Raw genomic sequence first — 616 nt, forward strand, 5'->3', positions numbered from 1 at the left:
TATGACGATGTTCCGCATGCCGATCTTCACCTGGAACACCCTGCTCACCAGTGTTCTGGTGCTCATCGCGTTCCCGGTGCTGACCGCGGCCCTCATCGCCCTCGGCGCCGACCGCATGATCGGCACCCAGGTCTTCAACGCCGAGCACGGTGGCGCCATCCTGTGGCAGCACCTGTTCTGGTTCTTCGGTCACCCCGAGGTCTACATCATCGCGCTGCCGTTCTTCGGCATCGCGACCGAGATCCTGCCGGTCTTCAGCCGCAAGCCGATCTTCGGCTACAAGAGCCTGGTGGCGGCGACCATCGCCATCGCCGGTCTGTCGGTCACCGTGTGGGCCCACCACATGTTCCCGACCGGCGCGGTACTGCTCCCGTTCTTCTCGTTCATGACGTTCCTCATCGCGGTTCCGACCGGTGTGAAGTTCTTCAACTGGATCGGGACGATGTGGCGCGGTCAGCTCTCCTTCGAGACGCCGATGCTCTTCACGATCGGCTTCCTGGTCACCTTCCTGTTCGGTGGTCTGACCGGTGTGCTGCTGGCCTCCCCGCCCATCGACTTCCACGTCACCGACTCCTACTTCGTGGTGGCGCACTTCCACTACGTGGTCTTCGGCACC

Annotated in this window: 1 protein-coding gene; it reads left to right on the plus strand. The window is 63.0% G+C overall.

All coding sequences use genetic code 11. The features are described from left to right. The coding region (locus tag DSY14_RS27985) for a cbb3-type cytochrome c oxidase subunit I (protein ID WP_211719589.1) at positions 1-616 on the plus strand (616 nt) is incomplete at both ends.

The sequence above is a fragment of the Nocardiopsis sp. MG754419 genome (assembly GCF_018207095.1).
Lineage (GTDB): Bacteria > Actinomycetota > Actinomycetes > Streptosporangiales > Streptosporangiaceae > Nocardiopsis.